The 23,921-nt window shown below is 45.2% G+C and carries 24 protein-coding genes and 1 tRNA gene; 4 read left to right on the forward strand and 21 right to left on the reverse strand.

Features of this window, described 5'->3' with window-relative positions; genetic code table 11:
• Positions 1 to 316: 316 nt before the first annotated feature.
• The 7 genes from T359_RS0116895 to T359_RS0116925 are packed head-to-tail and all read right to left on the reverse strand — an operon-like array spanning position 317 to position 6,810.
• Complete coding sequence (locus tag T359_RS0116895; protein WP_026518439.1) at positions 317 to 766, reverse strand: CvpA family protein; 450 nt, start codon at positions 764 to 766, stop codon at positions 317 to 319.
• A gap of 34 nt (positions 767 to 800) precedes the next feature.
• On the reverse strand, positions 801 to 2,027 hold the full coding sequence (locus tag T359_RS0116900) for a DUF5711 family protein (RefSeq protein ID WP_026518440.1): 1,227 nt from the start codon (positions 2,025 to 2,027) through the stop codon (positions 801 to 803).
• A gap of 59 nt (positions 2,028 to 2,086) precedes the next feature.
• Positions 2,087 to 3,130 (reverse strand): aldose epimerase family protein, encoded by a 1,044-nt coding sequence (locus tag T359_RS0116905; RefSeq protein WP_026518441.1) that lies wholly within the window; start codon positions 3,128 to 3,130, stop codon positions 2,087 to 2,089.
• A 23-nt stretch (positions 3,131 to 3,153) separates the two neighbouring features.
• Positions 3,154 to 3,753: a recombination mediator RecR gene (gene recR / locus T359_RS0116910; protein WP_026518442.1), complete on the reverse strand. Its 600-nt coding sequence runs from the start codon at positions 3,751 to 3,753 to the stop codon at positions 3,154 to 3,156.
• Positions 3,753 to 4,100, reverse strand: a complete 348-nt coding sequence (locus T359_RS0116915; RefSeq protein WP_026518443.1) for a YbaB/EbfC family nucleoid-associated protein — start codon at positions 4,098 to 4,100, stop codon at positions 3,753 to 3,755. The genes recR and T359_RS0116915 overlap by 1 nt, the downstream gene beginning before the upstream one ends.
• Before the next feature lie 16 nt (positions 4,101 to 4,116).
• Positions 4,117 to 5,706: a DNA polymerase III subunit gamma/tau gene (gene dnaX, locus T359_RS0116920; protein WP_026518444.1), complete on the reverse strand. Its 1,590-nt coding sequence runs from the start codon at positions 5,704 to 5,706 to the stop codon at positions 4,117 to 4,119.
• Between the two features lie 30 nt (positions 5,707 to 5,736).
• Complete coding sequence (locus tag T359_RS0116925; RefSeq protein ID WP_026518445.1) at positions 5,737 to 6,810, reverse strand: 6-phosphofructokinase; 1,074 nt, start codon at positions 6,808 to 6,810, stop codon at positions 5,737 to 5,739.
• Between the two features lie 161 nt (positions 6,811 to 6,971).
• On the opposite strand from T359_RS0116925, the gene T359_RS0116930 reads away from it, so the two are divergent.
• A tRNA-Ser gene (locus T359_RS0116930) sits at positions 6,972 to 7,057 on the forward strand.
• Between the two features lie 42 nt (positions 7,058 to 7,099).
• Here T359_RS0116930 and T359_RS0116935 read toward each other — a convergent pair.
• From T359_RS0116935 to T359_RS0116960, 6 genes are all read right to left on the reverse strand, one after another.
• Positions 7,100 to 8,356: an MFS transporter gene (locus T359_RS0116935; protein WP_197027117.1), complete on the reverse strand. Its 1,257-nt coding sequence runs from the start codon at positions 8,354 to 8,356 to the stop codon at positions 7,100 to 7,102.
• A gap of 50 nt (positions 8,357 to 8,406) precedes the next feature.
• Positions 8,407 to 9,180, reverse strand: a complete 774-nt coding sequence (locus T359_RS0116940) for a hypothetical protein (protein WP_026518447.1) — start codon at positions 9,178 to 9,180, stop codon at positions 8,407 to 8,409.
• Positions 9,181 to 9,183: 3 nt separating this feature from the next.
• Positions 9,184 to 10,737: an ATP-binding cassette domain-containing protein gene (locus T359_RS0116945; protein ID WP_026518448.1), complete on the reverse strand. Its 1,554-nt coding sequence runs from the start codon at positions 10,735 to 10,737 to the stop codon at positions 9,184 to 9,186.
• A 589-nt stretch (positions 10,738 to 11,326) separates the two neighbouring features.
• On the reverse strand, positions 11,327 to 11,728 hold the full coding sequence (locus T359_RS20900; RefSeq protein WP_081795642.1) for a GNAT family N-acetyltransferase: 402 nt from the start codon (positions 11,726 to 11,728) through the stop codon (positions 11,327 to 11,329).
• A gap of 4 nt (positions 11,729 to 11,732) precedes the next feature.
• The gene (locus T359_RS0116955; protein ID WP_026518449.1) at positions 11,733 to 12,320 is read right to left on the reverse strand and encodes a hypothetical protein; all 588 of its coding nucleotides are present in this window, start codon (positions 12,318 to 12,320) and stop codon (positions 11,733 to 11,735) included.
• 2 nt (positions 12,321 to 12,322) lie between these two features.
• Positions 12,323 to 13,045, reverse strand: coding sequence for a hypothetical protein (locus T359_RS0116960; RefSeq protein ID WP_026518450.1), 723 nt, complete (start codon positions 13,043 to 13,045; stop codon positions 12,323 to 12,325).
• A 205-nt stretch (positions 13,046 to 13,250) separates the two neighbouring features.
• Between T359_RS0116960 and T359_RS0116965 the strand changes: the two genes are divergently transcribed.
• Together T359_RS0116965 and T359_RS0116970 are read left to right on the forward strand one after the other, a co-directional pair.
• Positions 13,251 to 13,712: a DUF4869 domain-containing protein gene (locus tag T359_RS0116965; protein WP_026518451.1), complete on the forward strand. Its 462-nt coding sequence runs from the start codon at positions 13,251 to 13,253 to the stop codon at positions 13,710 to 13,712.
• Positions 13,712 to 14,677, forward strand: a complete 966-nt coding sequence (locus T359_RS0116970; protein WP_026518452.1) for an ATP-binding protein — start codon at positions 13,712 to 13,714, stop codon at positions 14,675 to 14,677. Before T359_RS0116965 ends, T359_RS0116970 begins: the two co-directional genes overlap by 1 nt.
• Positions 14,678 to 14,781: 104 nt before the next feature.
• Here the strand turns inward: T359_RS0116970 and T359_RS21905 are convergent, their stop codons facing one another.
• The gene (locus T359_RS21905) at positions 14,782 to 15,210 is read right to left on the reverse strand and encodes a helix-turn-helix domain-containing protein (protein ID WP_026518453.1); all 429 of its coding nucleotides are present in this window, start codon (positions 15,208 to 15,210) and stop codon (positions 14,782 to 14,784) included.
• A 275-nt stretch (positions 15,211 to 15,485) separates the two neighbouring features.
• Here T359_RS21905 and T359_RS0116980 point away from each other — a divergent pair, with 275 nt between their 5' ends.
• A complete protein-coding gene (locus tag T359_RS0116980) occupies positions 15,486 to 15,767 on the forward strand; it encodes a helix-turn-helix domain-containing protein (RefSeq protein ID WP_026518454.1) in 282 nt (93 codons plus the stop codon).
• 81 nt (positions 15,768 to 15,848) lie between these two features.
• Here the strand turns inward: T359_RS0116980 and T359_RS0116985 are convergent, their stop codons facing one another.
• The 7 genes from T359_RS0116985 to T359_RS0117015 all read right to left on the reverse strand — a co-directional run bounded on the left by T359_RS0116985 (position 15,849) and on the right by T359_RS0117015 (position 23,496).
• The gene (locus T359_RS0116985; RefSeq protein ID WP_242839119.1) at positions 15,849 to 17,735 is read right to left on the reverse strand and encodes an ABC transporter ATP-binding protein; all 1,887 of its coding nucleotides are present in this window, start codon (positions 17,733 to 17,735) and stop codon (positions 15,849 to 15,851) included.
• Positions 17,701 to 19,557, reverse strand: a complete 1,857-nt coding sequence (locus tag T359_RS0116990) for an ABC transporter ATP-binding protein (RefSeq protein WP_026518456.1) — start codon at positions 19,555 to 19,557, stop codon at positions 17,701 to 17,703. Before T359_RS0116990 ends, T359_RS0116985 begins: the two co-directional genes overlap by 35 nt.
• Positions 19,558 to 19,680: 123 nt before the next feature.
• Positions 19,681 to 20,343, reverse strand: coding sequence for a sensor histidine kinase (locus tag T359_RS0116995; protein WP_026518457.1), 663 nt, complete (start codon positions 20,341 to 20,343; stop codon positions 19,681 to 19,683).
• Positions 20,344 to 20,345: 2 nt separating this feature from the next.
• On the reverse strand, positions 20,346 to 21,050 hold the full coding sequence (locus T359_RS0117000) for a LytR/AlgR family response regulator transcription factor (protein WP_026518458.1): 705 nt from the start codon (positions 21,048 to 21,050) through the stop codon (positions 20,346 to 20,348).
• A gap of 38 nt (positions 21,051 to 21,088) precedes the next feature.
• Positions 21,089 to 22,183 carry a putative glycoside hydrolase gene (locus T359_RS20910; protein WP_051545573.1) on the reverse strand — a complete coding sequence of 365 codons (1,095 nt, stop codon included), beginning with the start codon at positions 22,181 to 22,183 and terminating at the stop codon, positions 21,089 to 21,091.
• Complete coding sequence (locus T359_RS0117010; RefSeq protein WP_026518459.1) at positions 22,180 to 22,716, reverse strand: histidine phosphatase family protein; 537 nt, start codon at positions 22,714 to 22,716, stop codon at positions 22,180 to 22,182. Before T359_RS0117010 ends, T359_RS20910 begins: the two co-directional genes overlap by 4 nt.
• Before the next feature lie 3 nt (positions 22,717 to 22,719).
• Positions 22,720 to 23,496 carry a class I SAM-dependent methyltransferase gene (locus tag T359_RS0117015; RefSeq protein WP_026518460.1) on the reverse strand — a complete coding sequence of 259 codons (777 nt, stop codon included), beginning with the start codon at positions 23,494 to 23,496 and terminating at the stop codon, positions 22,720 to 22,722.
• Positions 23,497 to 23,921: the final 425 nt, after the last annotated feature.

Below are 23,921 nucleotides of genomic sequence, written 5' to 3' on the forward strand. Positions count from 1 at the left end.
ACAAGCAAGCTTGTACGACCTGCTATTTTCATCTGTGCCCTGCTCAATGCTTTTCGGAAATTTTCAGGGTTGCATTACTGTTTATTTGTCAAGGTGCTTGTCGCTGCAGCTCTCAGCCGCAACTCATTTAGAATATCATAACCTCAAATCTCTGTCAACAACTTTTTTAAAGTTTTTTAAAAAGTTTTTTGAAGATATTTGAAAACCGCTATTTTCTGCGGTTTCCGCCGTTCTCGCAGCGGGTAAGTAAGAGTATAGCACCTCAGTTTTGTGATTGCAATAGATTTTTTTATTGTTTATAAAAGTTTTCTTTTTCCTACATTAATGACCTGATCCAGGCATAAAAACTGTCCGCCATCCTGATAACCACGGGCATTATCTCGATTCCGGTGATAAATACAAAGAGCTTTATTATGATGGCAGCTTCCACAATTCCAAGGAGAGCTCCCAGCAATCTGTCCAGTCCTCCCAGGATAGGAATCTCTTTTATCTTGCGAAGATGTTCCACCAGGGTATTCATTATCTTATATATAAGAAAGGCCACAATAAGGTAGCCGATCCTGGTGATGATATCCCCAAGGTTCTTATTAAGTACATCTCCCACGATCTTTATTATGTAGTAGATGGATGCAAAGGAAGCCAAAACAGAAATAAGGCCTGCCGCTTCCGCAAACAGGCCATTGTTAGCTCCATATGACATTCTCCAGAGAATAAGACATACCACCACAACAGCGATGACGATGTCTGATATTTCAAATCCCAGCAATTCTGTTCCTCCGATACATATGGTAAAGTTCTGATCATTTAAGGTTCATAGTCTGGATGTTAAGACTGGTCACCAGGGTGTATCTGCTTTTGATTCCGGTAGGGATCATGAGTCTCACAGGAGTGGTGAAGCTTCCCTGATATTTGATATGTCCGGTAACATCCTGAATAATGCATTCGTCATCGTTGTAGATGACTATCTGCTTTTCATCAAAAAGTATATCTGAATAGTGCAGGTCAAAATATGAAGTAAGAACCAGGGTTCCCTGAGTATTGTAGACCTGTAATCTGTAAGCTCCCTCGTCTGTGTTGTTGGCAAAAACCAGACCCACATAGGATTCGTTATAGTATACGGATCTGACCTGCTCTCCGCCGATAAGGCTCTCGGCCTGGCTCACAGGCTTCTGATCGCCCTTGTAAAACATGATCCTGTCGTCGGATACAGCAAAGGCGGAGTCTGCATTCATGAACTGCACATAGGGGACAACTATTCCGGGGTAATCATATCCGCTGACATAGTTGTCTATGGAGTTCTGTCCTACAGATCCGAAGTTAAAAAAGGCTACGCTGGTCTTCAGTGCTCCCTCATCAGGATACAGATATGAAACACAGAGCAGTTCTCCGTTGGGAGAAAGGCTTATGTCAAGAGGATATCCGCTGTCCTTCATGGTTGTCTTAAAGCTGACCAGGGTGTTGCCCTTGGAATCATAGACATAGATCCAGGTAACATCGGTGCCGTCAAGAACCGCAGCCACAACTCCCTGGGATGAAACACAGAAATCCCTTATGGGAAGGTTGGTGTCGATCTCTCCGAGAGCTCCTGAAACATTGCTGACATAGATGTTGTGTCCGTTATAATCTCCCACTGCCACTACGTTGTTACAGGTGTGGGCTATGGGACTCTGCATCTCGTAGGTCTGATTCCACAGAGCCTTGCCGGAAGCATCGATACAGCTGATTCCATCCTTACTGTACTGAACGATATAGCCGTTAAGGGCTATGATCTTGGACTCGGCGCCGTTTATCAGAGCTCCGCCCACGGTAACATTGGACTCGGAATACTCTTTATCCCTCCAGCTCACATAGAGAGCCGTCACCACAAACACGGAAACAACCACTATGGCTACTGTCCGGAAAAAAACCGCAAGCTTGTGGTTGCGGATTTTTTCTTTGTAGTCGACATTGTCTCTCGCAGAGGTATTGTCTTCTTTATTCTTATTAAGTTTTTCTGCGTATGAGCTAAAATCTCTTACTTCAGCCAAATTGCGCCTCCGTGTGTACTACATGCGAGCATGCATAGCTTTGACCTTGGGAATCAATATCACATAAACTGATACACTGTCACAGTATCATATTCTCTGTCGGGTCCGAAGATAGGATCCGGGAATTCAGGCTCATTCACTGCATTGGGATAGATCTGGGTCTCGAGACAGAAACCATCTCTTGACTTGTACACTCCGCCGCCCTTGGCGTTATCGCTCTTAAGGAAGTTACCGGCATAGAACTGGAAGCCTGGAAGTGTTGTTGAGCACTGCATTGTGATACCGGTTACGGGAGATGAAACTGTAGCAAAAATGCGACGTGTTCCATCGAAACCGTCGATGCAGTAGTTGTGATCGTAGCCGCCTACAGCCTTGAGCTGAGCGTCATCAGCAGCTATATCCTGTCCGATTGTCTTTTCCTCGATGAAATCAAAAGGAGTACCTGTTACATTGACGATATCGCCGGTAGGAATTGCAGCAGAATCGATAACAGGTGTGTAATAAGAAGCATTCATCTTCATCTTGTGGTCATGGATGGAACCTGCGTTGTGACCGCTGAGATTGAAGTATGCGTGATTGGTCATATTGATAAGTGTTCTTGCATCACTGGTTGCATGATAGTGAAGGGCAAGAGCATTGTCATCTGTGAGAGTAAAGGTGAGCTCAAACTCTCTGTTTCCGGAGAATCCAAGGTCTCCGTCAGGGGAGCTCAGTGTGAACTTAACGAAGTTGTCGCCCTCTTCAGCATCCCAAACGCGCTTGTGGAAGCCGTTGTCGTGGTCTGTGTGAAGGTTGTTGGGACCATCATTAACAGGAAGGCTGAACTCCTTCCCATCGATCTTGTATTTTGCTCCGGCGATTCTGTTGGCACAGGGGCCTACAGTGGCGCCGATAAAGCTCTCGTTTCCGAAGTACTCTTTAAGATCGTCGTAGCCAAGTGCTACGTCTACTCTGTTTCCGTTTTTGTCGGGAACAAAAATGTTCTTGATGGTAGCGCCAAAATTAAGAACTACCACTTCCATCTCAGTGCCTGCTGTGATGTGATACGCATACACAGGTGCGCCACTGGGTGCTTCCCCTAAAAACTCACGCTTAACTGCCATACTTTTCCTCCTTGTTATGTCCCTTAAAGTTCTGTCCTGCCCTCGAGCGCACGAAGAAGTGTCACTTCATCGATGTACTCAAGATCTCCGCCTACGGGCACGCCGCTGGCAATTCTTGTAACCTTGATCCCTGTGGGCTTAATAAGTTTACTTATATACATTGCAGTGGTCTCACCTTCAAGGCTTGAGTTGGTGGCTATGATAACCTCCTCAACATCCTCGCCTTGAAGTCTCTGCATAAGTTCCGTCAGTCTGATATCACCGGGGCCGATGCCCAGCATGGGTGAAATAGCGCCATGGAGAACATGGTAAACTCCCTCAAACTTACCTGTTTTCTCATAGGCCGCAAGGTCTCTTGCGTTCTCCACCACCATGATGGTCTTGTGATCCCTGTGCTCGTTGCTGCAGATAGGACAGATATCGTCGTCCGTCAAAGTGCAGCAAACCTTGCAGTAGTGCACATTTTCCCGGGCATCCACAATTGAGTCCGCCAGCTTTTTTACCCGGTCCTTGGGAAGGCCTATCAGGTAAAAAGCCAGTCTCTGGGCGGATTTGCCGCCAATGCCGGGAAGTGCCGCAAGCTCTTCTATCAGCCGGTTAATATGTCCGCTGTAAAGATCCATCAGAAAGGAAATCCTCCGCCAAGTCCGCCGGTCATCTTGCCGATCATTGCGCCGTTAGCCTCTTCTGCCTGCTTCATAGCTTCGTTAACAGCTGCAACGATCATGTCCTGAAGCATCTCTACGTCATCGGGATCTACTGCGTCCGGTGAAATAGTTACGCTCTTAAGTGTCTTATTTCCAAAAACAACAGCCTCAACTGCACCGCCGCCTGCCTTGGCAGAAAACTCCTTGGTCTCGAGCTCCTTCTGGCTCTCCTCCATCTGACGCTGCATTCTCTGGGCCTGTTTCATTAAATTGCTCATGTTTCCGGGCATTCCACCGCCGGGAAATCCACCTCTTTTTGCCATTGTAATTCTCCTTTTCTTATTCTTCTGTGACTATATCAAAGTTGATAGCCTGAAGATTGACATAATTTTCTTCGAAGCTTTGTTGTGCTTCCAAATGCTTTAATTCAAAGGTTACATGTTTACCTACCGCTTCGTCAAGTATTCCTTGAAGTTCTTCATTTTCGGCGCCGTCGGAATATTTATCCGCCAGAAGCTTGTTATCAAGAACGATCTGAAGGGTGTCGCCGTTACCAAGGCTGAGCCTTGCTTTCTGCATGTATGTCTTCATGGGGTTGTCCATGTGGGCCAGGATCCTGGGCCAGCCTGCAACAATCTTTTTTATATCTTCAGGAACTGCCCTGTCTAAAACCTTTTTCTCTTTTACCATCTGAGTGGGAGCTCCGGGAGCCGGCGCCATTCCTGAAGTTGCCACTGCAACCTGTCCGGTCTGGATTCCCTTGAGGAGCTTGCCGTTTTCCTCGTCGTGCTGCTCAAGGATGCGAAGTCTGTCCTCGAGAGCCTCATCATTTTTTTCCATCTGAGGCTTGCACATCTTGATAAGAGTTATTTCTATAAGAATACGTTTCTGAGCTGCGTATCTCATCTGGGATGAGAGCTCAGAAAAAATGCGGATGTATCTGAGGATGGTGTCCACGTCAACTTCCTGGGCCTGGGCCTTCAGGGCCTTGAGGTTCTCGCTGGAGATGTCCACCACGTCCTCCATCTGGTCAGAGGCCTGAACCAGCATGAGGTTACGAAGGTACCAGACGAAATCGTTAACGAACTGGGACAATTCCCTTCCCTGGATAACGATGTCTGCCAGCAGGGTCAGGGCCGCATTGATGTCCTGTGTGTATATTGCGGAAAAGAGCTTGCTGAAAACCTCTGTATCCACTGCTCCCAGGACGTTGAGCACCTTGTCGTAAGTGAGCTCCTCGCCATAGTTGAAGGCGATGCACTGGTCAAGAAGGCTCAGGGAATCTCTCATGGAACCGTCCGCTGTTTTGGCAATGTAGCGAAGGGCCCTCTCCTCCACCTGTATGCCCTCTGCGTCCACTACCTGTTTGAGTCTTCCCTCGATGGTATCGATGGTGATCCTGTGGAAGTCGTATCTCTGGCAGCGGGAGAGGATGGTGATGGGGAGCTTCTGAACCTCTGTGGTTGCAAGAATAAACACAACATAGGACGGGGGTTCCTCCAGGGTCTTCAAAAGAGCGTTGAAAGCTCCGGTGGAGAGCATGTGAACCTCGTCTATGATATAAACTTTCTTTTTGCCTCGTGTGGGGGAATATGAGACCTCGTCGATGATCTCTCTGACATTTTCCACACCGTTGTTGGAAGCAGCGTCAATCTCAATGACGTTCATGCTGTTGCCGGCTGCGATCTCTTTACACATATCGCACTCGCCGCAGGGACTGCCATCCACGGGATGCTCGCAGTTCACGGCTCTTGCCAAAATCTTTGCAACAGAAGTCTTACCTGTTCCGCGGGTTCCGCAGAACAGGTAAGCATGTCCGACTCTGTCGGATTTTATCTGATTCTTAAGTGTGGTAACTATGTGATCCTGGCCCTTGACGTCCTCAAAGACCGGGGGTCTGAATTTCCTGTAAAGTGCTACATAACTCATTAATTTTTCCGCCCAACAATAAAACTTCTTTTAATCTCCGAAGCAAACTCCAAGCATCTTGGCTTCCTGAATAATGCTTGCATCGGGAGATACATATTTAAGCTTGCCTGCGATCTCGCTCAGAGGAACCTTCACGATCTCTCTGTTCTTGTAGGCAACCATATAGCCGTATTCCTTGTTAAGGATCAGCTTGCCGGCCTCTGCTCCAAGTCTTGAAGCAAATACTCTGTCGTAGGGATCCGGCGCTCCGCCCCTCTGCATGTGGCCGGGAACGGTAACTCTTACCTCATGACCTGTCTTTTTCTGAATAGCTTCTGCGATCTCGTAGGATACTGAAGGATATTTGTAGTTGGCCATTTTTTCCTTGTACTCTTTCTTGGAAAGCTTGGCATCCTTCTTGGAAATGGCACCCTCTGCCACCGCGATGATGGTGAATCTGCTGCCCTTCTTGTCTCTGGACTCGATGGCCTCGCAGACCTTATCAAGATCGTAGGGAATCTCAGGAATCAGGATGACATCGGCGCCGCCTGCCATACCGGCATTTAGGGTGAGCCAGCCAACCTTGTGTCCCATTACTTCTATAATGAATACTCGTCCGTGAGAATCCGCTGTTGTATGGATATTATCGATAACCTGTGTAGCAACGTCCACGGCGCTTTGGAAACCAAAGGTCATGTCTGTGCCCCAAAGGTCATTATCAATAGTCTTGGGAAGGGAAACAACGTTCAGTCCTTCCTCGCTGAGCAGATTGGCAGTCTTCTGGGATCCGTTGCCGCCAAGAACCACAATGCAGTCCAGCTGGAGCTTGTAGTAATTCTGCTTCATAGCCTCAACCTTGTCGAGGCCGTTCTCATCAGGTTCCTTGATGGTCTTAAAAGGGGTTCTGGAACTGCCTAAGATGGTTCCGCCCTTGGTCAGGATACCTGAAAAATCTCTTGATGTGAGCATACGGAAATCACTGTAGATAAGTCCTCTATAGCCGTTCAAAAAGCCATAGAACTCCACCTGCTCACCGCTGTGCGCAATACACTTAACAACGCCGCGCATTGCTGCATTCAAAGCCTGACAGTCGCCGCCACTGGTCAACATACCGATTCTCATCATTGTGAAAAGGCCTCCTTTGAATAAAAAAGCTAAAAAATGCTTATCAGTTATCAACGCACACTACTTTAGATTATACAATAATATAGGAGGTCGTGCCAAGTAATCCGGTTGACTGGCATGTATTAAAAAAGTATAATAAATAACGCATTCTTATGCGATTTGGAGACGTATCAAAGTGGTCGTAATGAGGCGCACTCGAAATGCGTTTGTCCTCCGGGGCACGCGGGTTCGAATCCCGCCGTCTCCGCTATAAAGGCTCTGCCTGGTGGCAGAGCCTTTTTCGTATTCCTTACACTGAGGTATTGTAAATTTTCTTAACGTGAGCTCTGCCGCCTCCGATGAAGATTATGGCTGCAGTTACTGTAAGGAGATTAAACAGCAAAAGAACTGCTCTCTCATCCATGAACTTTGTCAGAGCGCCGGCTCCAAGCTCGGCAATAAGTGCCCCTGAAGTGCTCAGCATCTGGAAGGCTCCGTTGAAGCGTCCTTTTTTCTCATCCGGAACGTAGCTCTGGGTTGCGGAAATTCTTATGGTGTAGCTGGTAACCCCGCCGACTCCCACAAAAAAGCTAAGGACCATTGCTATCTTCACTGGAAGATACATATAGGAGCCCTCAAACAGGCCAATCATGATGTACACGCCCATGGCTATGGCAAACTTGTATTTCGCGGGTATCTTTACGGCGTAGTGGTACAGCCCCATGAGAGCTCTTCCTATGAAGGAACAGCCAAATACCAGCATGTAAATGTATTCACCATTTTCGAAGTGTCCCTTGTAGTAGGGAAGACACAGCACGTTGGAGGCTCCCCCGGCCATAGCGCTGAAAAGGAAGTAAACGGCGATCATCAAAAGTCCTTTTTCTGCTCTAAGGTAATCAAAACCTTCTTTGATATCAGTCAAAACTCTTCTCGCATGGCTCATATTCTGGCCTTCAATGGCTTTTTTCTGAGTCTCGATGTATTTTTCCTCTGCCTTTATCTGTCTCTCCATGGTGGCTGCCACTGCAAATAACAGGGAATTGACCATAAGAAGCGGGGCAAGGCCCACCAGCTTGTAAAAAAATGTTGCCACAGGGACCATGAATACCGCCATAGTCTCAAGAACGCTGGCTATGGAGTAGGCCTTTGAATAGTTGCCCTCTGTTATGAGAAGGGGGTAAAAGCTCTCGTAGGCCACATAGTACATTCCGCCGATGGTTCCTATTATCAGACTAAACAGCGCGAATAAAACGAAATTGAATTTTCCTGTAAAAAGAATTACTGCCACCGTAAAGTACAGGGCCCCTGTCAGGTAATCCAGGGTATAGATCATTTTTTTACGGGAAAACCTGTCAAGGATTGCGCCTGATATTATCGGCATCACCAGTGTGGGCACGGTGGACAGCGCAATATAGATGGCATAAAGCAGGGTTGAGCCTGTGAAGTCCAGGACCATAAGGCTTATGGCAAAGCCGGCCATGCTGTTTCCCATCATGGAGACAATGCTGCCGATTGTTATTATGGTGAAATCCCTCGTCCATAAGGGATTTTTATGATTTTGTTCCATTATTTCTGTGTTCCTTCCAAGTTGTGTCATTTGATGTTTTTTGGTGTTTTTTATAGGTCACTATCGGTGTAGGCCTTGGACTTAAGGATGGTACATTTGTCCCCGAAAATTTCTTCGCAGATTCTAAGCTCTAGCTCCTGTCTGTGTTTCAGGTGGTTAAGGAGAGCGTCTTCTCCGGAGAGGCCGAACTTCTTAGCATAAGGAGAGTCGTTGAAGTAGTTTATCATCAGGGGGAACCAGAGCTCATTTCCCTTGTCGTCGGAGCGTTCTTTTCTGATGATGCCTATGTTTCCGGGGATGTCTTCGGTTTTTAGGTAAAAGAGTCGCATGTCTTTTTCTTCAAAGATTTTTCCCACCTCTTTGTAAAAGTCCAGTATTTCCTCATCACTCATGGCCCGGTAAAGGATCATGTCTTCCACGGTGTTCTGTAGAAGGGAGCATTCGAAGATGTTCTTGTCGGAGGTGAAATTGCGATATCTTCCGAGGACGATTTCTTTGAACTCCTCAAGGCTTCTGCGGCCGTTGTAGATTTCGTACTGCTCCAGGTCCTTGTGGAAGCCGGGAATGTCGGTGATTATCTGGGTGTAACAGATGATGTACTTGCCGTTTTCTTCGGTGGTCTTTTCCTGGATCATGGAGCTGATATTGCTGTATTTTTCCAGGATTTCGTTGTATTGATCCTTGTCTACATAGGCGCACCAGGCCAGCTCCACAGGGGAGTAGTCCCCTTCCCGGACAGGTTTGTAGTCAGGGTATTTCTCAGAGAGCTTTTGTACCAGGGTGCTCTTTCCACTGCCCTGGAGGCCTTCTATAAAAATGTTCATATATTATTTAAGTCCTTTCTCTGTTAAGGTGTAGGTTTTCGTGCAGACTTCTTCTATGTATTTCCTGTCGTGGGAGATGCTGATGACAGCTCCCGGGAACTCAGCGATCATGCGCCTTATGACAGGGCCCGACAGAGGAGAAAAGTTTCTTGTGGGCTCGTCCAGGATAAGGACGTTGGCATCGGAGAGGCTCATTTTTAGCAGAAGCACCTTGGCTTTCTGGCCGCCGGAGAGCTCCCTGATGGGGTGGTCCATTTCATCGGCGGTGTATTTCAGGGAGCCAAGATATGTCCTGATGCGGGTTCTGACGGCTTTGTCGCCGGTGTCATCCAGGAACTCCACAGGAGTAAGCTCAAGGTCCAGAAGCTCTTCGTAGTTCTGGGGCATGTACTGGGCCTTTATGTCGGTTCTTGAAAGAAGCTCCTCTGCCATTTTCTTAAGCAGGGTGGTCTTTCCAACGCCGTTGGTGCCTACGATGCAGATCTTCTCAGGGCCTCTGACTCTGAGGAAGATATCTGTGGCCAGTGTCTTGCTGTCGTCAGGAGTTTTGAGCTCAGCCAGTTCGTACTCGATAACGGTTTTGCCTGCGGGCATCGCAGCCTTTTTATCACCCAGCTTAAAAAAGATTGCTTCCTCCTGCTCAGGCATTTCGGTCATGTTCTCATCTTCTTTTTCAAAACGTCTTCCCATGGCTTTGACGGTGTGCATCTTATCCTTGAGATTTCTGGCAGCCTGCATCGGGTCCCCTATATGACCGGTATCAACGCCGGCAATGGTGGCCTGAGCCCTGTTGACACTCTGCATCAGCCTTCTGTATTTCTCATCCCTGAGCTTCTTTTCCCGCCTGTCGTTTAGGGCTTGTTGCTCCTGATGTTCAAAATCCCTGGCCCTATGCTCAATGTAGCTTTTGTAATTATCTTTTACGATAGTGAATCTACTCTTGGTTTTCCGCATTATCTGCTCAAGATGTATGATGACGTTGGCGGTGTTCTCGATGAGGGTCTCGTCGTGGGAAATATAGAGAACAATGTACTTCCAGCCGTTTATGAGTTCCTCTAAAAGCTCCAGGGTGCTGATGTCAATATCATTGGAGGGCTCGTCCAGAAGAAGCACCGTGGGATTGTCCATTAAAAGGCGCATGAGCTGGGCCTTTACTTTTTCTCCGCCGGAGAGACTTCCCATAAGCTGATCTCCGTAGAAGAAGTCCACGGGAACCCGGAACTGTGCTGCCATCTCCGAGAGTTCTTTGGGATTCTTGTCAAAAAAGAGTTGTGACTCCGAGAAGTACTCGTATAAAGTCTTGCTTTTATCCGCCACCGGAAGCTCCTGAGGAAGGTATCCCAGGACTTCGCCGTTTACGATTCTTTCACCGGTACATTCGGTGTACTCTTCGGCCAGGTCGGGGTTGTAGATCCATTTCATAAGTGTGGACTTGCCGTTGCCCTCTTCGCCGATGATAACGGCTTTGTCGCCGCTATTTAAAACCATGTTGAATTTGTCGAGGATCACCCGCAGATCCTTGCGGTGCGTGATAGTAAGGTCTTTTATTTGAAGCATAAACATCCTCCGTGTAACTTTCCGGCTGCTTTTTTTCGGATATGAAAAGTGAGTCTGAATTGCGTACGCAAAACAGACTCACACAAATAGACCTACCTTATATTCGGAAATAGGCTACGAATGCATGATAATCCAGTTTAAGCGTACACAAAACAGCCGCCGAAGCAGCCTAATAAATCTAATGTAGTGTTCACCTAAGCTAAATTATCTAATAAACATCCCTTCACCTATACGTAAAAACGCTCTTTCTTTATATTCTCCACAAATAGTAGCACTAAATCCTCATATGCGCAACCCGGGAGATGAAAGGTTGCCGGCTGAATTTTGGGTGTTGGATACCCGCCTCACATCCCAGGCTGCCGGCGGAAGCCCGGGATGTGAGTTGCTACGAAAGCCACAAAACACCTAGGCACAAGCCTATAATTTTCCTACTTCGCGCATATTAATCTCAGCGCTAGATTTGTGGATGAATATAATCGGTTACTACTTTTGGATTTTGGCTAATTATCATATGATGTCTCCTCTTGATATTTCTGCTGCCACATAATCTCCCTCATTTAGGTCTTTAGGAATATGGCATGCACTAATGTCAATTGAGATGTTGTGATATGTGCTCGTAGACGTATTTGTATTCATCCTCCTGTGGGTTGTCATAACCATTTTCAACAATTGAAGTCCTCTTATAGCCACAATCATCGAAGACTTTCTGCATGGCTTTGTTGCTGGCTCTGGTTTCGGCGCAGATGCGGTTAAGGCCGCTGGTCTGCATTTCTTCGTGGACAAGTTCCATGAGTTTATGAGCAATACCTTGCTTTCTGTAGTCTGGATGAACTGCGATGTTCATTATCTTTACGTAGTCCCGCTCGCCTTTCCAGTTGTAGGTAAAAATGCTGCCTGCTAGTCTTTCGCCATCCATGAATGCGTAGTAGGTCGCACGTTCATCAGTCAAAAGGTCTTCCCAATCTTCTTTCTTCCAGCCTTCTAGTCCTATTGTTTTATTTTCTTACCACATCCGTTATGTCTTTTACAGCTACTGCCTTTCCGGCGCTTAAGTATTCCCAGATAGGATTCTCGCTGTGTTCTCCGGCAAAATACTTACGGGCGCAGGACAAGACAAGTTCTATATCCTGCATATCACTCATGGCTTCGTAAGCAATGTCATATATGGACATATCTCTTTTTTCCGGAGCATAGTCATCAACCTCTACTTCAAAAAGGTGCACCTGGGCACGCTCTTCCTCAGAGGCTTCGCCCCAGTCGTATTCGTAGAGCTTTTTGCTATCTTCCAGATCTGTATAGTAATAATTGCAGTTAAGTCTGCTTACACACTGAGGATATTCGGTCTTTCGAACATATTCAAAAAGCCCCTCCGTTGCCCACTTTGCGTAGTCTGCCCACTCGCGGAGGCCGCTCTTGGACAATACTGCAAACATATACTTGACATTCAGAACCATGCCAATAAAGCAGTCCTTACTCTGCTCTAAGCCCTGAACAAAAGGCTCACTGAGTCGTTTACATCTCTGATGGTCGCAGACCAGCTCATCTCCCAGGGATAATGTCTGACTCATATGGTATAAAATCATGTCTATTCCTCTCCATATCTGGCTTTGTCAAAAATTCTGTCAAAAATACAGTCGATTGAAAAAGTCCTCTTCTTTTTATCATCAATGATAACTTCGAGGCCTTCATGGGTCCAGCGTATGGGATCAATGTTGTACCAGGGCAGGTCTTCGTTGTCCTGGTGCATAAGTTTGCCGATGCTCTTAAGATGAGGGTCAAAGTTCATAGGATCTGAGAGGTCGCCAACCATGGTATCATAAGGACAGGCCCAGTAGCAGCCGCCGTAAGCCACGAGGTTGGTGGCGGGATCGTAGTGAATATCCGTGATAATAAAAGACTCTCCGTAGGGCGCATCATAATCGTGCTCTTCGCCTTTGGGGATATAATTGTAGACCTCCATGTTATCCAGATCCAGGAAGCTAAGGCCATAGAGATCGATGTGAAAAGGGTAATAAGTGTGGCCGTTACTATGCTTTATAAATACCTTAAAAATAGGGGCATGCTGGTTTATTGAAGTGTATTCATAAATGCATTTTCCGTCTTTGCGAAGCTGATAACGCTCGAACGTTGCCAATGTATGATACCCCTCCTGATGCTTATAGCTGCGGTAAAAAACTGAGTATCCATCCGGCAATACAATCTCAGCCTCCTCCTGAAAATATTCTTCCGCCTCAACATAAGCACTTTTTGCAGCCCAGCTGTTGTATTCATCTGTACCATAGAGATTCTTGTAAAATTCTGTTTCCATTTCGTCCCCTACTATGTTTAAAAGATGATTTAATTATATCACTGAAAAGAGCTTGGGTCTGTCCCAAGCTCCTTTACAGCAGGTAAACGGGTAAAACAAGCATCAGTTATAATACCTGACACTTTTTTAAGTATTTATCGCTAAATAAATCACATACTTGTATAATACTATTAAATGACTTGTATTTTTAAAGGGGTAAAATATCATGCTTAACATCATATATGGCAAAGTTGACGCTGATAATTATATATTTGATCCTGACACATTCTTCAACAATCAGTACGATGAGGATTGGATTGTTGATGATTTCTCAAAGAAAGTAATAGCAGATATAGATAAATCTGAAGTACAGGGCCCATATTCCATTTTAAGCCCCGTTCTCGGATCCATATCAACAGAAAGACTCTCCGGAGGAGTCAAGACTTTGATCCTTATAAACAACGATAGCGATCACATTTTTAACGCCTCTGCCTGTGGAGATAACTGTGCGAAATGGCTTATTGATATCGGAAAAAGAAAAGATATCACTATCCGGCTCGGCTACCTGATGGACTTCGGCGATGATAATTTCGATATCACCATCCAGAACACCGGAAGAATAGTTCATTCTACTAATGAGCTTGATGACGAAGTTATAGGTAAAAGATTACTACACGAGGCAGAATAATGATTGGAAAATATAAAATTGAAGTATCAAACAATCGTGTTACTTTTTTCCTGGAAGTAAAACGAAATATCACTATTATCCAGGGAGACAGTGGAACAGGAAAAACAACACTGATCAGATTGCTAAGCGATTACAACAGACTGGGCCAATCATCAGGTGTAACAGTAAAGTGCGATAAAGAATGTGTTGCTCTTATACCAACCGACTGGAAGCAGTATATTGAAGCCTCACATGACAGAATTATCTTCCTTGACGAGAACAACAGCTTCATTCACACCAAGGAATTTGCAGAAGCAGTTTCCCACTCTGATAACTATTTCGTACTGATTATCAGAGACAGCCTTCCACAGTTGCCATATAGCATCGAAGAAATCTATGGCATGCGCGAAAACCGGGATTCTCAGAAATATATAAAAGCCAAACATGTCTACAATGAAATATACAAGCTGTACAACATTGAAGAAAAGAAAGCTATAGCACCAGATATAGTTCTGACCGAAGATACAAACTCCGGATATGAATGCTTTTCTCATATTTTTCCAGACAAATGTCAGTCTCTTGGCGGAAAAACTTTTGCTGCTACCGAAATAATTGACCCTAAGTATAATGAGCAGGAGGTTTTAGTAATTGTTGATGGAGCAGCCTTCGGTTCAAACATCAGCGAATTTATGCGTTCAGCCAAAAGGCATGGTGACAGATGTGCTCTTTATGCCCCGGAGTCTTTCGAGTATCTTATCCTAAGCTCAGGCATTGTGCCTGCAGATAAAGAGGTCCTTGAGAATACTTTTGATCATGCTGACAGCAAGCTTTACTCCAGTTGGGAACGTTTTTACACAGGATACTTGACCAACATAACTCAAAATACGCCTCTTCGTTACAGCAAGCACAAGCTAAATCAGGCATATTTATCAGAAGGAAACATAACGAAGATAAAAGAAACGTTACCAGAAATGATAAAACTATAGACTACTTAAAAGAGGGAAGCAAAACCGCTTCCCTCTCAGGCTGAAGACAAAGTCCACGGATTACACTTCCGTAGGATTTATACTCTATCAATGTATCTTTTTCGTTAGTTGTAATACTTCTTCATGATATCCACCACCTGATCCTCTGCTCCGGATAAGATGACACGGGCAAGTCCTCTGTCATATGAGAATCTGAACTGGACATCACTTGCTCCATTGTTCATAGCGTCTTGGAAAAACTTGGAAATATCCATAGCTTCTTCATGATCAACGGTAAAATCAAGGATGGTGCAGATCCTGTTTGACTTCTTGGAAGTGTCAGCAAGGAAATCAAAGACCTGAGCATTTCTCTTACTTTTCAGGGCCTGCTTAACGAAGTCCTGCTCCATGAATCTATCGACTTCCTCTGAGGTAAAGGTCCACTTGCCATCTATCTTTTCGCCTTCAAGAAGTCCCATGTTTATATGATTTCTCAGAGTTCTGGTGGTAAAACCTGTTATAAGTGCCAACTGATTGATATCGTAATTTTCCATTTTTATATTCTCCCTTCATTTATAAAACAAACCATGATATACGAATTGCTCCATGACTAACGTCATTTTCACAATTCTGATTTTCGGCGCCTATATCATTCATATCCTTGATTAAATAATACAAGTCCGTGAAGTACCATTTCAATTTGAAATACAGGGAGTTTTTCATAGTGGTTGAATTGCTATTATAATAACTATTTTGACCATATTTCTATACTTTTTGCTATAATAATAGCAATTCCAAAAATATTACTATTCACTCATAGGAGCTGAAAATGTCCGAACTTTTATGGAAAACACCCACCGAAATAACATTAGATCTAGCAAAAAGGATAAAAAGAATACGTAGACGAAGAAAAATAACACAGAAACAACTAGCAGCGAGAAGTAATGTTAGTTACGCATCATTAAGGAAATTTGAACAGACTGGCCAAATTTCCCTAATTTCACTGACAAAAATAACAATGGAGCTTGGGCTTGTCAATGAATTAGACGAACTATTCACTCAACCTGTTTATCTGAGCATTGAAGAGGTGCTTAATGATAAACAGCTTTAAAAATATGAGCTGAATCCAGCATATAACACTCAAAAATCCCACAGAATCTCATTCTGTGGGACTTTTCATTATTAATTTCTGTTATGCTATCGCTCCGGCGTCATCGGCGTAGTACTGGGCCTGGGCGTTCCAGAGTTCGTAGTATTTGCCGGATTTGTCGGCGACGAGGGCTTCGTGGGTGCCCTTCTGTATTACGCTGCCTTCGTGGAAGACGGCAATCTCGTCGCAGAACTTGCAGGAGGAGAGTCTGTGACTGATGTAGACTGCGGTCTTGTCTCCTGCGATGTCGTTGAACTTGCTGTAGATCTCTGCCTCGGCAATTGGGTCGAGAGCAGCTGTGGGCTCATCAAGAATGATGAATGGTGCGTTTTTGTAGAGAGCCCTGGCGATGGCTATCTTCTGGGCTTCGCCGCCGGAGATTTCAACACCTTCTTTATCAAGTTCTTTGTAAAGGTAGGTAGAAAGGCCGTTTTTCATCTTCTCATCTGAAAGCTCAAAGCCCGCATCTGCAAGGCACTGCATAACCTTATCCTTGTCATAGTCGCGGCTTCCTGCCACGTTTTCACCAAGGGGAAATGCCAAGAGTTTAAAATCCTGGAACACAACAGAGAAAATGTTTATATAATCCTCATATCTGTACTTCTTGATATTGATTCCGTTTAGAAGTATCTCTCCCTCTGTGGGGTCGTACAACCTGCACAGGAGCTTTATGAATGTGGTCTTTCCACTTCCGTTCATTCCCACAACTGCAAGTCTCTCGCCAACACGGAATTTCATATTCACATGACGCAGTGCCCACTGATCGGAACCGGGATATTTAAAGGAAACATCCTTAAACTCAACGTCGTATTTTCTGTCTGAGCGCTTCTCGGTGGTGAGACTTCCTCTGTACATACTGTTTGGCATATCAAGATATTTAAAACAAATATCAAGGTAATCTGCATTTGTCTTAAAAGCTGCCATTTTCTCCATAATTCCGCTTATTCCAAGAAACAAACTGGTTATAGCTCCCACATACTGTGTGACTGCGCCAACCCCAAAGGCTCCGCCCCAGGCCTTGAGACATACGAACAAGTACGCCAGCCCGGTAAGAGAGACGGATACTCCGGCTGATGCTGAAGCTAGTAGTCCCATAGGGCCTTTGGCATACTCGGCAAACTTTGATCTGGTATTGAAGCTATCGATACTATCCCAGTACTTGTCCCCAACCTCTGCCTGGTTGTACATTCTGATATCAATGGCTCTATCGTTGTCATACATGGTATAGCCATAGAATGTAAAAGCTCTGTTTGATAAAGTAGCATCATCCGTCTGCCTGGACCAATATCCCTCACTTTTTGCCTCAAACAATGATGAAACAGCTGCGATAATCAGCATTACTGCGATAAGCCCTATGATAAACAGCGGGCTGTTGAGGAAATAAAAACTACTACCGCTTGGAACCTGATGGGTAAACAGCCCGATTGATAATACTATGCTTCCAATTATCTGAAAGATACCGCTAAATAGTGGCATAAGGCTATGAAAAGCTCTTGGAATGCCCCAGTCGCTGAAATTAGCTGCCTGTTCAATCTTGAAAAACAGGTCGTAGGTCTCCTGCTTATCCACATCTGCAAAATCAAGTGTTATCATCTTGTCAGCAAGGGCGTTATAAAATGCATCATATAATCTGGCCTCAACAACATTATGTATTCGCTGAATGACCGATTTGATAAGCTCCATCAAAAATCCTGCAGAAAGGGTCAAAACCGCAAGTAATATAATTTTTTGCTTATCATGTCCCACTGCCAGTTCGTCAAGAAGCTTTGCTGATAAAAAGATCGTCAAAAGAGGAGCTACTGAAGAAAACAGTCCTAACAGAACCTCTATCACGAAACTTTTGGGTTCATATTTTTGTATCAGCCTGGCAGCCCTTATATTTTTGGCAATAGCCTCAGATAGCTTTTTCATTTTCATACTCATCTTCATATGCTGCTCCCCCCTCTCTGTAGTATTTACTCTGAACTTCAAACAGATTTGCGTATTCTCCGCCTTTTTCCAGCAATTCCTGATGCGTTCCATCCTCAATTATTTTCCCATCCTTAAGGAAAACAATCCTGTCACAAAATCTTGTGGATGCCAGCCTGTGAGAAATAAACAGAGAGGTTTTCCCTGAAGTCATTTCATCATATTTCATATAAATATCGTTTTCTGCAATGGGGTCCAATGCTGCTGTTGGCTCATCAAGCGCAAGTATCGGGCCATCCTTATAAAGCGCCCTTGCGAGCATAAGTCTCTGGGTCTGTCCTCCGGAAAGCTCTACGCCGTCACTGAAGACCGCTCTTCCTATCTTTGTTTCAATTCCTTGTGGAAGCTGTTTTGCCTTCTCAAGTAATCCTGCCTGCTCCAGGCATCTGATCACCTTATCTTCATCGATGTCTTCGGCGCATTGAGATACATTTTCTTTAAGGCTTGCTTCAAGCACTGAAAACTCCTGAAATACCGAGGAAAAAAGTCCGTAATAATCTGCTCTGTTGTAGACTCTGATATCTACCCCATTTAACAGAACTTTACCTTTTGTGGGATCAAGAAGTCCTGTGATCAATTTAACCAGAGTAGTTTTTCCAGCGCCGTTTTGTCCAACGATTGCAAGCTTCTCCCCTGCCTTCAAGGTCATGTTCATATCAGTTATGGTGTCATTTTCTGCTCCCGGATATCTGTAGCTGACATTTTCCAGCTTTATCTCATAAAGAGTATTCTTATCATCTATAAGCTTTTTGCCGTCTTCAAACCGGAAGGGTTCTTCCCATTCAATAAGCTCTCTGACAAAGGACAGATCGCCTGATTGTTTATGAAGTTCCAGGAGCTGTCCTAATATTCCTGACACCCATGCTGTAAATCCGCTAATGGCCCCAAAGTATAAGAGGAACTCAGAAGCGCTCATTCCCTTTTCCAGCACATTGTATATAAGATATGCATAGGCCACTCCATTTCTGGTAATTGTCAGCACCATGTCCACAACATTTGTCAAAAAATAGTTCTTTTCTCTTCTGTAGTAAAAAGCATTAAGTGTCCTGTCCAAGCTTCCTCTTATGTCGTAAAACCACTCATCAAGTCCGAATATCCTTACATCCTTCGCTCCTTTTCTACTAAGCATGACACCGTGAAGGTAATTCATTTTCCTTTGGTGTTCAGCTTTTTCATCCTTATGAAGGTAATCCCAATTATCGATTTTTTTATTGATAAAAAAGCCTGTGACAGTGGTGAAAAGAACCAGAAGTATCACACGAATATCGAATCTTGAAACTATCAGAAGATATATGATAAAACCAATAATATTGGTTACAAGCTCAGTAAGTGTATTCCACACTGCCTCTGTTGGCCTGGAATTCATACTGGTCGCTTCAAGAGCTTTATTCAGCCCATTCCGGAAATCTTTGGTAAAGAGATTCTCATAGGAAGTGGATCCTCTTTTGATGTTTATGAGTTTCAGGATGTGCATACGGATCTCTACTCTTCCGTACAAAGCATTAGACTGCAAATACCGCTTAAATGCCGTCATCAGAATCAAAAGAGCTGTAAAGATCGCAATCGTAAGCAAAAGCTTAGTAATAGATTCATGAAGTTCTATCTGCTTTAAAATAAGTGGTGCTATCAAAAGCTGCACTGTTGTAAGCGCCACGCCGGTCAGAGCAATCAAACCGGCAATGACCAACACACTTTTGCAGTTCTTCCAGGCAAGCCCCACCATATATTTCGTATTTTGCCAGGAGTTATACTTTGGCTTTTTCTTTTCTGGTTCTTTCCCCATATTAGTTCCTCTCGTTTTAAGTTCATTTATCATACAACAATTACCTTTATAACTCAAAAAAATATCCCCGAGTGATTTCGGGGATGAATTGTAAATTTCCGGGGATAAATTGTAATATGCTTTTCAAACCTGCGGGATCAGCACCTCTGTGGTAAAAGCTCCGTCCTCGCTGTTTCTTGTAAGATATCCGTCCAGCTTCTCAACGATATTGTCCATGCGGACAAGCCCAAAGCCGTGGCCTTCTCCCTTGGTGGTCTTAAAGATATTTCCAGCCTTGATGAGCTTTTTTCCCGCGGTGAAATTGGTAAAGGAGATGTAGAGCTGGGTGCCCTTCATATCCATGTAAATGCGGATCATGCGCTGTTCCTGGGGAAGCTCCATGCTTGCCTCGATGGCATTGTCAAAAAGATTGCCGATTATGCAGCAAAGATCCAGCTCCGACATCTTGAGCTTAACAGGGATCTGGGCGTCAGCCTCCACCTTAATGCCCTTGGACTGGGCCAGTGAGATCTTACTGTTAAGGATAGCGTCCGCCATGGCGTTTCCGGTCTTGATGACGGTGTCCACGGTGTTGAGGTCATCGTCCAGCTCATCCAGATATTTCATGATTCCGTCCATGTCGCCGTTTATGGCCAGGGCCTTCATCATCTGGATGTGGTTTCTGTAATCATGCCGCCAGCCACGCATCTTTTTGTACATGTTCTCCACTTCCTGATAGTGGGTATCTATGAGTTCACGCTGGTAGGCTCCGATATTATCTTCTATTTTCTTGGAAAAAAACTTCATCTCTAACGCTCCATTGCAATGATGGCCCGGTTCACCTTGTCGTAGGCGCCTCTTGGAAGAGGGATGGCTGTGCCCTCATTAAGGATAATGTCTGTCTTGGTTACTCTGCTGATGCAGCCAAGGTTTACGATGGCTGCTCTGGATATTCTAAAGAACCTGTCATCCAGCTCTTTTTCTATCTCTGAAAGAGTCTTTTTGATGGTGTACTCTTCTCCGGCGTGGATGGTGATGTAGTTGGCCCTTACATCAATGTAGGTGATGCGATAAATTGGAACCAGGGAGACTCCGCTTCCTGTCTCGATTCTCAGCTGTTTCTCATTCTTTGAGAGCTTGGCTGCTGCCTTATCCAGCACCTGAAAGAACTTGTCCTCTTTTACAGGCTTCATAAGATAGTGCAGGGCATCAACATCGTAGCCCTCTGCGATGTAGTCGGAATAGCCGGTGATAAACACGATCTGCACCGCGTCGTTCTCTGCTCGAAGCTTCCTTGCAAGAGTAACGCCGTCCATGCCCTTCATCTCGATGTCCAGGAGCAGGATGTCGTAGTCTTTTTCCTCCTCATAGTTAAAAAGAAATTCCTCCGCCGAGGAGAAGGTCACAATATTCGGATTTTTGTACTTCCCCCACTTTTTTACCAGTGAAGAAATGTAGTCGGAATCGGTCTTGCTGTCATCGCAGATCCCGATCTTTATGGTGTCGTTTTGCATTGTGTTCCTCTCTCCATCAAGGCTCGCTCGCGAGTCTTTTATTTGAACGCATCCCAAGCATATTTGCAGGAAGGGTTCCAGATGATCCAGGAGTCCACGCCGTTGTCGTTTACGGCTTTGATCTGGTCCCGGATTTCCTGGGCTCTGTAGTTTCTGTATTTTTTGAGGTATGAGGCGGTGAAGCCCTGAAGCCAGGGACGAACTCCGGCCTGAGGCCTGTCGCCTCGAGGGTTCACTGTGGTGAGTTCTGTCTGTGAGTACTTCATGGCTGCGTCTATGGTCTCGTAGGGATAAAGGTCCGGATAATCTTTTCCCATGGTTCCTTCGTAGTAGTGGGAAGGATAGATCATGGGGGAAAGGTACTCACACTGCATTGAAAGCCAGGAGTACTCCTGCCCTACGATGTTTCTATCCACTTTGGAATTGATGACGGTTCCAAAGACGTCAAGAGAAAGGGGGATACCCTCTTTCTTCAGGGGTGCGTGGGCATCACGAACAAATTCGAAGATGGCTCTGCGTCTGCGGTAGCCGTTAAAGCCCAGGTCCTCCTCGGTTATGCCGGTGGGAAAACGGACGTAGTCGTACTGGACTTCGTCAAAGCCTGCTTTTTTGCAGCCAAGAGCCACTTCTATGAGGTATTCCTTTACCTCCTGATTCCAGGGATCCATCCAGTTAAAGCCTTTGTTGTCCTCGTAGATGGCGCCGTCATTGGTCTTCAGCATCCAGTCGGGCTTAACCTCATCCATGAAGGGATCACGAAAAGCTACGCATCTGGCGATGACGTATATGTCGTGATCATGGAGCTTTTTTATCAGACCGGGCATGTCTTTTACAAGGATGTTCTCGGTTCCAAGTTCGTCTATGAGCTTGGAGTCCATGTCAAAAACTATGTTACCCTCATCATTTTTCACATCGATGACCACTGCGTTTATGGAGGTCTCGTCGATATGGGTTATGATGTCGTCCATCATGTTGGTGGTGCCGGCGACGTAGGCGCTAACGTAGATTCCGTGGATGGGATTCTGCTGCTCCTTGGTGTTATCCTCTGCTGCAAAGGCGGGAACTGACTGGCTCAGGACTGCGGCTGTCATTACCAACGCCATTATTCTTTTTATCAGCATCTTAGGGTTCATACAAAATCGTACCTTTTAACTTCGCAGTTTTTTATTCCCATGCGTGAGAATTCCTCGTTGTCCATCTCTCTGAAGTAGGATTCCACGATTCTTACAAGGCCGTTGTGGGCTACGAGGATGTACTCCTTGTCTCCCGCCTTGATGTCATCTAAGAGATTGTAGATTCTCTGTGCCATCTGAAGCATAGACTCTCCGGTGCCGAATCTGCTGGCCATGTCCTTTTTTGCCTCGTGGAACTCCGCGCCGTCTCTGGGAGTGGACTCGTATCTTCCGAAGTTCTGCTCCATAAGCCTTGGCTCTATCCTCATAGGAATGCCTGTGACTTCGGAGATGTGTCTTGCGGTCTCGGAGGCTCTCACCAGGGGCGAGGAAAGGATCATGTCTGCCTTTATGCCCATTTCGAGGATTTTCTTTCCTGCTTCCACTGCCTGCTCGTGGCCCTTCCGGGTGAGCTCGATGTCTGTGGCTCCACAGATCTTGTTTTCAACGTTCCAAACGGTTTCACCGTGTCTTACAAAATAAAAATGATCCATTGTTCAAACCTTTCTGATGTACCAGCTGTAGCCGTAGAAGATAAGGGTCTTTTCCTCATCACCGAAGATCTTCTGAAGTGAGCTCTTCATCCAGCTTCTGGCATCTTCCTCTGCAATCTCGCCGCTTTCAACTCTGGAGTTTACGTTGGACTGGATCATCATGAAATCCACGAAGGCATCCAGACCGAAGTTGTACTCCATGTCGTACTCTGTCTGTTTTTCCATGACAAAGCCCTCAATGAGGTCCTGCTGTGTCCACTTATTCTCTTTTCTTGGGGGCTTGGGGAATTTGGCGAGATACTCATCATTGTACCAGGCTGTGTAGTCGCTGTTATCCTTCATTCTGTCTGTAATTCCGAAGTCGTAGATAACGATCATGCCGTTATCTGTCACAACTTCCTTCATGTTCTCCATGAAGCGATTCTCATCAACCCAGTTGATGCAGCCTGCAGCGGTGACGATGTCATATTTTTCTGCGGGAACTGCGGTCTCTTCTGCCTTGGCAGCATAAAAAGAGTAGGCGCTGTCCTGTCCGTATATATCTTTGCAGGCCTCAACCATGGCCTCTGCGATGTCTGTTCCTGTTACCTTTTCGCAGATAAGGCGAAGAGCCTTGGTGGAAAGTCCCGCACCGCAGCCCACATCAAGGCCGTTTTTATATTTATGATCTGCAGATAGGCCAAGGTCTGTCCTGAGGGCGTCCATTACGCTTTTGTGGAGCCAGGGTCTCTTGGCGTAGCCTTCTGCGATTCGCTTTGAATCAAAAGATTTGTTGTTCATTGTCCCTCCAACTAACTGTAGTGCTCAAAATATCTATAGATAACTTAGCGGAAGAACAATCTATCGTCAAGTGGACCTGGGGGACGGGGTCAATGTCATTTAGATAAGCTCCGTCACTTTACAAATTAAATATCTATCACAAATCAGAGGTGAAATACCATCTGATTTTTTTGCATTTTTCGGTAAAAAATGCTTGACAAGTCAGCCAAAAAATGTTGCCGCGCCTTGATTATAAGACATTTTTATGGAGGTGCTGGCATGCCATTTACTGTTACTGAAATACACAAAAATCTTTTCTCTGTCTTTTCATTCTTGTTGGAGCGAAGGGATGAGTTTCTGACCAATCCAGCTTCTGATTTTACCAGAAAAAAGAAAATCTCTTTTGAACAAACCATGTTGTTCCCTATGATTGCAGGTGCTGATAA

The sequence above is a fragment of the Butyrivibrio sp. MC2021 genome (assembly GCF_000621605.1).
Lineage (GTDB): Bacteria > Bacillota > Clostridia > Lachnospirales > Lachnospiraceae > Butyrivibrio.